Consider the following 9,415-nt stretch of genomic DNA (forward strand, 5'->3'; position numbering starts at 1 on the left):
ACGGGCTTCGCCCGTGTTCGCGGGCAAGCCCGCTCCCACAGGGATCACGCCAGCTTTTAGAAATTGAGCAAGACAGTTGCTCCCACAGGGACCACACAGGCCCTGAGGGCAGCGCAGTACCTGTGGGAGCTGGCTTGCCGGCGAAAAGGGCCGCAAAGCGGCCCCCGATGCAACTCAATGCCCGCCGAGATAGGCGTTACGAACTTCCTCGTTGACCAATAGCTCCTGCCCCGTGCCGCTCATGCGAATCTGTCCGTTGACCATCACATAAGCCCGGTCCGACAGTTTCAGCGCATGGTTGGCGTTCTGCTCCACCAGAAAGATGGTCATCCCGGTCTTGGCCAGCTCACGCAAGGTCGAGAAGATCTGCTTGACCACGATCGGCGCCAGCCCCAGTGATGGCTCATCCAGCAGCAGCAGCTTTGGCCGGCTCATCAGCGCGCGGGCAATCGCCAGCATCTGCTGCTCGCCACCAGACATGGTCATGGCCCTCTGGTTACGCCGTTCTTTCAGGCGCGGAAACAGCTCGTACATGCGCTGCATGTCTTCGTCGGCATGCTTGTCGCCGATGGGGATGGTGCCCATCATCAGGTTTTCCTCGACGGTCATGTCGGGGAACACCCGGCGCCCTTCCGGCGACTGAGCGATGCCGTTGGAAGCGATGTAGTGCGACGACTTGCGAGTGATGTCGGTGCCACGGTACACGATATGCCCCGAGGCCGCCCGCGGCTGGCCGAAGATCGACATCAGCAGGGTCGACTTGCCGGCACCGTTGGCACCGATCAGGCTGACCGTCTCGCCCTCGTTGATGTGCATCGAGACCTTTTTCAGCGCCTGGATCGGGCCGTAGAACACGTCCAGGTCCTTCAGTTCGAGAATGGGTGCACTCATACCAGTTCCTCTTCATCGGCACCCAGGTAGGCGGCGATCACCGTCGGGTTGTGGCGGATATCCTGCGGCGCGCCTTCGGCAATAACGTTGCCGTGGTCGAGCACCACGATATGGTCGGAAATGCTCATGACCATGCCCATGTCGTGTTCGATCAGCACCACGGTGATGTCATGCTCGTCACGCAGCACACGGATCATGCGGCTGAGTGCCTCGGTTTCCTGCGGGTTCAGGCCAGCCGCTGGTTCGTCCAGGCAGATGATCTTCGGCCGCGTGCACATGGCCCGGGCGATTTCCAGGCGGCGCTGCTGGCCGTACGAAAGCTCGCCAGCCAGTCGGTTGGCGCAATCGACCAGATCCACCACTTCCAGCCAGTAGAATGCGTGGTCCAGCGCGTCGCTCTCGGCCTTGCGGTAGGCCTTGGTATTGAGCACCCCGGCCAGCAGGTTGCGGTTGACCCACATATGCTGGGCCACCAGCAGGTTCTCCACCACCGACATTTCCTTGAACAAGCGAATGTTCTGGAAGGTGCGTGCCAGGCCGGCGCGGTTGACCAGGTGGGTACCGCCGAACATCTTGTAGTACATGCGGTTGGCAAAGCGCGCCGGGGAGACGAAGTCTGCCGCCTGGAAGCGCTCGCCGAGCAGCTGGATGACATTGGTGTGGCTGCCGCGCACGTTCAGCTCGATGCGCCCGCCACTGGCCTTGTAGAACCCGGTCAGGCAGTTGAACACAGTGGTCTTGCCCGCACCGTTAGGGCCGATAAGTGCAAAGATCTGGTTGCGCCGGACCTTCAGGCTGACATCGCTGAGCGCCTTGATGCCACCGAACTGCATCATCAGGTTGTCGACCGAGAGAATGATATCGTCGCTCATGGCGCCACTCCTTTACGCGGGGTCACACCGGTACGGCTGATGCGGATCAGCCCACGCGGTCGCCAGATCATCATCAGCACCATCAGCACACCGAACAGCAGCACGCGGTATTCGGAGAAGCTGCGCAGCAACTCGGGCGCCACGGTCAGCACGAAGGCCGCGATCACCACGCCCACGGTCGAGCCCATGCCACCGAGCACGACGATGGCGAGGATCAGCGCTGACTCGAAGAAGGTGAACGACGACGGGTTGACGAAGCCTTGGTAGGTGGCAAAGAACACCCCGGCCAGGCCGGCGGTGGAAGCACCCAGAGTAAACGCCGAAAGCTTGACCAGCACGTGGTTCAGGCCCATCGAGCGGCAGGCGATCTCGTCTTCGCGTAGCGCTTCCCAGGCACGGCCGACCGGCATGCGGGTCAGGCGGTGCTTGATGTACAGCACTGCCAGCACGACGATGAACAGCACCGCGTAGATGAACACGAACTTGAGGTTGGCGTTGTAATCGAAGCCGAAGAACTCGTGGATCGGTACCCCGCCGTCCTTGGCCCGGCGGCCGAACTCCAGGCCGAAGAAGGTAGGCGCCGGTGCCGGCATGCCGTTCGGGCCGCCGGTGAACGACAACCAGTTGTTCAGCACCAGGCGGATGATCTCGCCAAAGCCCAAGGTCACGATCGCCAGGTAGTCGCCGTGCATTCGCAGCACCGGGAAGCCGAGTATGCACCCCGCCAGCGCCGCTGCGATGGCGGCCAGTGGCAGCACGCTCCAGAAGCCCAGGCCAAGGTATTGGTAACCCAGCGCCAGGCCGTACGCGCCGATGGCATAGAACGCCACGTAGCCCAGGTCGAGCAGGCCGGCCAGGCCGACCACGATGTTCAGCCCCAGGCCCAGCAGCACGTAGATCAGGCCGAGGATGACCACGGTCAGCAGGTACTTGTTGGCGAAGATCGGGAAGACGATGGCAATCACCACCAGCGCAGGGATGATATAGCGCAGCCGCGATACGTAGTTCGGCGCGCGCACATGCACGCCCGAGCCGCCGCTTTCGAAGCCTTGGAGCATGCGCGAGCCGGCGGCAGTCTGCAGATACAGGCTGAGCAGGAAGCGCCCCAGCATCACCCCGCCGACCAGCCAGGCCACACGCCGCGGCTCGGCATTGAAGGTGTAGCCGTCGAGCACCACGCCGACGACAGGGCCAAACACGATGAGTGCCAGCAGGCCGGCGACGATGGTCTCCAGCAGGCTGCGTTTGATATCGAAACCCTTGGTTTCAGGAACAGAGGCAGTTTTGGCAATGGACATGTTCACACCTTAGCCACGAGCGGGCGGCCCAGCAGGCCTTGCGGGCGGAAGATAAGGATCATCACCAGCAGCGAGAAGCTGAACACGTCCTTGTAGTCGGAGTTGATCAGGCCAGAGAACAGCGACTCGGAAATGCCCAGGATGATCCCGCCGAGCATGGCGCCAGGCAGCGAGCCGATACCACCGAGCACCGCGGCGGTGAACGCCTTGATGCCGATGATGAAGCCGGCGTAGAAGTCGAAGGTGCCGTAGTTCATGGTGATCAGCACGCCGGCCAGGGCGGCCATCACCGCACCGATGACGAATACGTAGGAGATCACCCGGTCGGTGTTGATGCCCAGGATCGAGGCCATCTTGCGGTCTTGCTGGGTGGCACGGCACATGCGGCCGAGCTTGGTGTACTTGATCACGTAGGTGAGCAGGCCCATGCCAACGAAGGCTGCCACCAGAATGAAAATCTTGGTGTAGGTCAGTTGCACGAAGCCGGTACCCACTTCGACACGCCAGGCGCCTTCCAGCAGGGTTGGCACGCCTTGCTGGCGGGCGCCCTGACTGATCTGCGCGTAGTTCTGCAGGATCAGCGAGATGCCGATGGCACTGATCAGCGGTGCCAGACGGGTGGAGTTGCGCAGGGGTTTATAGGCGATGCGTTCGATGGTGAAGCCGTACACACCGGTGACGACGATGGTGAACAACAGGGTGCCCAGCATCAACAGGGGAAACGACTCGATACCGAAGTAAGCCAGCAATGCCAGGCTGATCGCCGCGAGGTACGCGGAAATCATATACACCTCGCCGTGCGCGAAGTTGATCATGCCGATAATGCCATAGACCATTGTGTAGCCGATGGCGATCAGGCCATAGACCGACCCGAGGGTCAGGCCGTTGACCAGTTGCTGCAGGAAAATACCATCCATAACGCAATCTCACCTGATTGAGATTGCACGAGCGCCGACCACGGCGGGCCTGGGACAGGCGGCCCTCGCAGCGCAGTACTGTGCAGATCTACGGATAAAGACAGGTACCGCTGGGCTTTGGCCCGGGGGCTGACGCGCCCGGGCCGTGGGCCGTTGTTATTTTTGTTTTTCCAGCTGGTGGTACTTGCCTTGGGCATCCCACTGGTAGACCACGTAGTCGGACACGGTCAGGTCACCCTTCGAGTCCCACTTTTTCTCGCCCATGACGGTCTGCACCGGGTTGGCCTTGAGCCACTTGGCAGCCTCCTCGCCCTTGTTCGACTTGGCGCCGTTGAACGCTGCAGCCAGGGCCTGCAGCGAGGCATAGGCGTACAGGGTATAGCCTTCAGGTTCGGTACCGGCCTTGCGGAACTCCTCCACCACCGCCTTGCTGTCCGGCAGCAGGCGCGGGTCGGCACCGAAGGTCATGTACACGCCATCGACGTACTGTGCGCCGCCGGCGGTGGACACCAGTTCATCGGTGACGATGCCGTCATCGGACATGAACTTGACGTCCTTCAGGCCCTGTTCGCGCAGCTGGCGCACCAGCGGGCCGGCTTCCGGGTGCAGGCCACCGAAGTAGACCACGTCGGCACCGGTGGAGCGGATCTTGGTGACCACGGCGCTGAAGTCCTTCTCGCCGCGGGTCAGGCCTTCGTACAGCACCGGCTTGACGCCGCGTTTCTCCAGCTGTGCCTTGGTCGCGTCGGCCAGGCCCTGGCCGTAGGTGTCCTTGTCGTGCAGTACCGCGACTTTCTTGCCCTTGAGCACGTCGACGATGTAGTCGCCGGCGACGATGCCCTGTTGGTCGTCACGGCCGCACATGCGGAACATGGCGCCCAGGCCGCGCTCGGTGACCTGTGGGTTGGTGGAACCTGGGGTGATGGCGATGACGCCAGCCTCGTCATATACCTCGGAGGCCGGGATGGTGTTGGAGGAACAGAAGTGGCCGACCACGCCGATCACCTTGTCCTGGTCGACCAGGCGGTTGGCCACGGCCACGGCCTGCTTCGGCTCGCAGGCGTCATCGCCCTTGACCAGGACGATTTTCTCGCCGTTCACGCCACCGGCGGCGTTGATCTTGTCGGCCGCTGCCTGCGCACCTTTCATGTACTGCTCGCCAAACGCTGCGTTAGCCCCGGTCATCGGGCCCGCTACACCGATCTTGACGTCGGCCTGAACATACGAAGAAACACCCAGTGCCGTAGCTACGGCCAGAGCCAGGAAACCTTTCTTGTAAAACGTCTGCGACATGAGGTGGTGCTCCTAGAGTTTTTTTTTGGTTGGCACTACAACTTCTCAGCCCAGTGCTCCGAGCAAGGGCCGTGCCATAGGTTTTGTCTTACGGGAAAACACACTGTGCAGGTTGCTGGCAGGCGACCGACGGCCTTTTCTTTATTGAGCGTGCAACCGTCTGCCACGCGGCGGGCGCCACCACACGTACAGACAAGGAGCAACCATCGAGTGCCATCATTGCAACCCTGGCAAGTGTTAACGTGCAACCGCCCTGTAACAGCGGACGTCACCGAACTGCACACAGCTGGTGCGCGACTGCTACAGGCGGCACCGTTTCAAGGCTAGCTGGTGCACGAAAAAACACATCTGTTTTGGCAGTTCCGGCCCTATCGCCGGCAAGCCAGCTCCCACAGGAACACTGCAAATTCCGGCCCTGTGGGTTACTTCTGGGAGCTGGCTTGCCGGCGATAGGGCCGCAACAGGCACAACAAGGCCGAAAAGGCTGGCACAATGTCCGCCATTCGCCGCTTCCGGAGCCCCATTGATGAGCGAGAGCGCATTCGCCGAGCGCATCGTGCACAACCTGCTCGACACCGACTTCTACAAACTCACCATGATGCAGGGCGTACTGCACAACTACCCGGACGCCGACGTCGAATGGGAATTCCGCTGCCGCAACGGCGAGGACCTGCGCCCCTACCTCGGCGAGATCCGCAACCAGCTCGAACTGCTCAGCGACCTCACCCTGGATGACGGCCAGTTGGCCTTCCTGGAACGCATCAGCTTCCTCAAGCCTGACTTCCTGCGCTTTCTGCGCCTGTTCCGCTTCAACCTGCGCTACGTACGCCTGGGGATAGAAAACGGCCAGCTGTTCCTGCGCCTGAAAGGCCCGTGGCTGCATGTGATCCTGTTCGAAGTGCCGCTGCTGGCGATCATCAGTGAAGTGCGCAACCGCCACCTGCACCCGCGCATGCGCCTGGCCGAGGCCCGCGACCAGCTGTACCGCAAGTTCGACTGGCTGCGCGCGCATGCCAGCGACGATGAACTGGCCGAACTGCAGGTGGCCGACTTCGGCACCCGCCGACGCTTTTCCAGCCGCGTGCAGGAAGAAGTGGTGCGCGTGCTGCGCGACGATTTCCCGGGGCGCTTCGTCGGCACCAGCAACGTCGACCTGGCATGGAAACTGGATATCAAGCCTCTGGGCACCATGGCCCATGAATGGATCATGGCCCACCAGCAACTCGGCCCGCGACTGATCGATAGCCAGATCGCCGCGCTCGACTGCTGGGTGCGCGAGTATCGCGGCCTGCTTGGCATCGCCCTGACCGATTGCATCACCATGGATGCCTTCCTCGGCGATTTCGATCTGTACTTCGCCAAGCTGTTCGACGGCCTGCGCCACGACTCGGGCGAACCGGTGGCCTGGGCGGAAAAGGCCATTGCCCATTACCAGAAACTGGGTATCGACCCGATGACCAAGACCCTGGTTTTTTCCGACGGTCTCAACCTGACCCGCTCGCTGGAAATCTTCCGAGCCCTGCGCGGTCGCATCAACGTCAGCTTCGGCATCGGCACCAACCTGACCTGTGATATCCCAGGTGTGGCCCCGATGAGCATCGTGCTTAAAATGACCGACTGCAACGGCGCGCCGGTAGCGAAAATCTCGGACGAAGCCGCCAAGACCCAATGCCGCGACGAGAACTTCGTCGCCTACATGCGCCATGTATTCAAAGTCCCCAGCAAGGAGTAACCCATGCAAGCGGTTCAGCAAGAGATTGCCCAGGCGCTGAAGGTACAGCCGCCGTTCGCCGACGCCGCCGCGCTCGAGGCCGAAGTAGCCCGGCGCGTGGCGTTCATAAAGGATTGCCTGGCCAACGCCCGGCTCAAGACCCTGGTGCTGGGCATCAGCGGCGGCGTCGACTCGCTGACCGCCGCACTGCTCGCCCAACGTGCCATCAACGAGCTGCGCGCCGAAACCGGCGACAAGACCTACACCTTCATCGCCGTACGCCTGCCTTACCAGGTCCAGCATGACGAGCATGACGCCCAGGCGTGCCTGGAAGTGATCAAGGCCGACGAAGTGCACACTGTGGATATCGCCCCGGCAGTACGGGCGCTGGCGGCTGAAGTGGTGGAGTTGAAGAACGGCTCGCCGACGCTGGTGGACTTCGTGGTCGGCAACGTCAAGGCACGTACCCGCATGGTCGCCCAATACACCATCGCTGGTGCCCGCGCGGGCCTGGTGATCGGTACCGACCACGCCGCCGAGGCGGTGATGGGCTTCTTTACCAAGTTCGGTGATGGTGCCTGCGACCTGGCACCGCTGAGCGGGCTGGTGAAGAACCAGGTGCGGGCGATTGCGCGCAGCTTCGGTGCGCCGGAGTCACTGGTGGAAAAGGTGCCGACTGCAGACCTGGAAGACCTGGCGCCGGGCAAGCCGGACGAAGCCTCCCATGGCGTGACCTACCAGCAGATCGATGCCTTCCTGCATGGGCAGCCGGTTGATCAGGAAGCGTTCGATATCATCGTCGCTACCTACCGCAAGACCCAGCACAAGCGCGAACTGCCGTTCGCCCCTTGATCAGGCTGTAGAAAGACCTGTGGGAGCGGGTTCATCGGGGCGCCGAAACGCTCCCACAGGATTCACCGTCAGCCTTTGATTACTTGACGACGACCTTGCCCTTCATCATCGAGATGTGGCCCGGGAAGGTGCAGAAGAAGCTGTAGTCGCCACCGGCTTCCAGCTTGGTAGCGTCGAACTTCACCTCGGTCTCCTTCTCAGGAGCGCCAATCATCTTGGTGTGGGCGATGATCGCGGCGTTGTCAGCCTTGATGTAGTCCTTTTCCAGACCCTGGCTCATGCCTTCGGTAGCAATGCCCTGCATATCGGCAGTCTTGCTGATCACCAGGTTGTGGCCCATGACGTTCTTCGGCAGGTTGCCGGAGTGGGTCAGTTTGACGGTGAATTCCTTGCAGCTCTTGTCGACGGTGATTTCCTTGGTGTTGTAGGACATCTGGTCGGTGGAGTCGACAGTCACCGAGCACTCGGCTGCGAAGACAGAGGCGCTGGCGAGGGTCAGCAGGGATACCGCTACAGCTTTCGCAAACATCATGAATCTCCTTGGCAGGGTTTTATCAATTGCGAGACTGCCTGAAACCGTTCAGCCCCTTGCTGATATGGGTCAAGGGGCTGTCAAGAGGCCAGCCAGTAGAATTGTTCAATGGATTGTATACAACCAATTCAAGGGCACATCATGCCCTTTTATTGGACGATGGGACAACCTCTCATTTAGGAGCAATACGAAATGACCCTTGGAAGCCTGATGAACAGCGTGCTGGCGGCCTACGCCCATGGAGCCACCGGCGCCATCTGCGAATTCTCCCGGCCGGAGTGAAACCGGCCTTGGAACTGTAGGACATGGGCCTTACCCTGTCAGCCTGAGTGACTGGAGATGAGCAATGCCCGTACGTTCCGTTTGTGTGTTCTGCGGCGCCAGCATTGGTGCCAACCCCGCCTACCGTGAAGCGGCCATATCACTGGGCCAGGCGATTGCCCGTCGCGGCCTGACACTGGTCTATGGCGGCGGTGCAGTCGGCCTGATGGGCACCGTCGCCGACGCGGCCATGGCGGCCGGTGGCGAAGTGATCGGGATCATCCCAGAGAGCCTGATGAATGCCGAAATCGGCCACAAGGGCCTCAGCCGCCTGGAAGTGGTCGACGGCATGCACGCGCGCAAGGCACGCATGGCCGAGCTGAGCGATGCATTCATCGCCCTGCCCGGAGGGCTGGGTACGCTGGAGGAGTTGTTCGAGGTATGGACCTGGGGGCAATTGGGCTATCACGCCAAGCCGCTGGGGTTGCTGGATGTTAACGGCTTCTACGAGAAGCTGGGCGGGTTCCTCGACCATATCGTCGAAGAAGGCTTCGTGCGGCCGCAACATCGGGCGATGTTGCTGCTCGGGCAGCAGCCGGATGAGCTGCTGGACGGCATGGACAAATTTGTCGCGCCGGTGGCGCCGAAGTGGGTCGACAGGAAGCCTGACTAAACCTGCAACAGGGGCTGCTTTGCAGCCCAATCGCCGGCAAGCCAGCTTGTGTCTTGAGAGGGGATTAGAATCTGAAGTGAGAGCGGTGAATGGCAAGCTGAATGCCAGAGGTGCC

The 9,415-nt window shown here is 61.6% G+C and carries 9 protein-coding genes; 3 read left to right on the forward strand and 6 right to left on the reverse strand.

Annotated features, from left to right (window positions below):
* Positions 1 to 174 precede the first annotated feature (174 nt).
* The 5 genes from IRZ77_RS26385 to IRZ77_RS26405 all read right to left on the reverse strand — a co-directional run bounded on the left by IRZ77_RS26385 (position 175) and on the right by IRZ77_RS26405 (position 5,271).
* Complete coding sequence (locus tag IRZ77_RS26385; protein WP_015271986.1) at positions 175 to 891, reverse strand: ABC transporter ATP-binding protein; 717 nt, start codon at positions 889 to 891, stop codon at positions 175 to 177.
* Complete coding sequence (locus tag IRZ77_RS26390) at positions 888 to 1,763, reverse strand: ATP-binding cassette domain-containing protein (RefSeq protein ID WP_010955466.1); 876 nt, start codon at positions 1,761 to 1,763, stop codon at positions 888 to 890. Before IRZ77_RS26390 ends, IRZ77_RS26385 begins: the two co-directional genes overlap by 4 nt.
* A complete protein-coding gene (gene livM, locus IRZ77_RS26395) occupies positions 1,760 to 3,061 on the reverse strand; it encodes a high-affinity branched-chain amino acid ABC transporter permease LivM (RefSeq protein WP_046613297.1) in 1,302 nt (433 codons plus the stop codon). The genes IRZ77_RS26390 and livM overlap by 4 nt, the downstream gene beginning before the upstream one ends.
* A 2-nt stretch (positions 3,062 to 3,063) precedes the next feature.
* Positions 3,064 to 3,978 (reverse strand): ABC transporter permease subunit, encoded by a 915-nt coding sequence (locus IRZ77_RS26400; protein ID WP_013974411.1) that lies wholly within the window; start codon positions 3,976 to 3,978, stop codon positions 3,064 to 3,066.
* Between the two features lie 156 nt (positions 3,979 to 4,134).
* Positions 4,135 to 5,271, reverse strand: coding sequence for a branched-chain amino acid ABC transporter substrate-binding protein (locus tag IRZ77_RS26405; RefSeq protein WP_196174625.1), 1,137 nt, complete (start codon positions 5,269 to 5,271; stop codon positions 4,135 to 4,137).
* Positions 5,272 to 5,797: 526 nt separating this feature from the next.
* Between IRZ77_RS26405 and pncB the strand changes: the two genes are divergently transcribed.
* A complete protein-coding gene (gene pncB, locus IRZ77_RS26410) occupies positions 5,798 to 7,003 on the forward strand; it encodes a nicotinate phosphoribosyltransferase (protein ID WP_046613299.1) in 1,206 nt (401 codons plus the stop codon).
* 3 nt (positions 7,004 to 7,006) lie between these two features.
* Complete coding sequence (gene nadE / locus IRZ77_RS26415) at positions 7,007 to 7,834, forward strand: ammonia-dependent NAD(+) synthetase (RefSeq protein ID WP_196174626.1); 828 nt, start codon at positions 7,007 to 7,009, stop codon at positions 7,832 to 7,834.
* Between the two features lie 79 nt (positions 7,835 to 7,913).
* Here the strand turns inward: nadE and azu are convergent, their stop codons facing one another.
* Positions 7,914 to 8,363, reverse strand: a complete 450-nt coding sequence (gene azu, locus IRZ77_RS26420; RefSeq protein WP_015271990.1) for an azurin — start codon at positions 8,361 to 8,363, stop codon at positions 7,914 to 7,916.
* A gap of 349 nt (positions 8,364 to 8,712) precedes the next feature.
* Here azu and IRZ77_RS26425 point away from each other — a divergent pair, with 349 nt between their 5' ends.
* Positions 8,713 to 9,300, forward strand: coding sequence for an LOG family protein (locus tag IRZ77_RS26425; protein WP_085599708.1), 588 nt, complete (start codon positions 8,713 to 8,715; stop codon positions 9,298 to 9,300).
* Positions 9,301 to 9,415: the final 115 nt, after the last annotated feature.

Source organism: Pseudomonas pudica (assembly GCF_015680405.1).
GTDB lineage: Bacteria > Pseudomonadota > Gammaproteobacteria > Pseudomonadales > Pseudomonadaceae > Aquipseudomonas > Aquipseudomonas pudica.

What these genes read in the sequence shown, in the direction of transcription:
- pncB (WP_046613299.1), top strand. Translation starts at nt 5,798, where the DNA reads ATGAGCGAGAGCGCATTCGCCGAGCGCATCGTGCACAACCTGCTCGAC.
- nadE (WP_196174626.1), top strand. Translation starts at nt 7,007, where the DNA reads ATGCAAGCGGTTCAGCAAGAGATTGCCCAGGCGCTGAAGGTACAGCCG.
- IRZ77_RS26385 (WP_015271986.1), bottom strand. Translation starts at nt 891, where the DNA reads ATGAGTGCACCCATTCTCGAACTGAAGGACCTGGACGTGTTCTACGGC.
- IRZ77_RS26400 (WP_013974411.1), bottom strand. Translation starts at nt 3,978, where the DNA reads ATGGATGGTATTTTCCTGCAGCAACTGGTCAACGGCCTGACCCTCGGG.
- azu (WP_015271990.1), bottom strand. Translation starts at nt 8,363, where the DNA reads ATGTTTGCGAAAGCTGTAGCGGTATCCCTGCTGACCCTCGCCAGCGCC.
- livM (WP_046613297.1), bottom strand. Translation starts at nt 3,061, where the DNA reads ATGTCCATTGCCAAAACTGCCTCTGTTCCTGAAACCAAGGGTTTCGAT.
- IRZ77_RS26405 (WP_196174625.1), bottom strand. Translation starts at nt 5,271, where the DNA reads ATGTCGCAGACGTTTTACAAGAAAGGTTTCCTGGCTCTGGCCGTAGCT.
- IRZ77_RS26390 (WP_010955466.1), bottom strand. Translation starts at nt 1,763, where the DNA reads ATGAGCGACGATATCATTCTCTCGGTCGACAACCTGATGATGCAGTTC.
- IRZ77_RS26425 (WP_085599708.1), top strand. Translation starts at nt 8,713, where the DNA reads ATGCCCGTACGTTCCGTTTGTGTGTTCTGCGGCGCCAGCATTGGTGCC.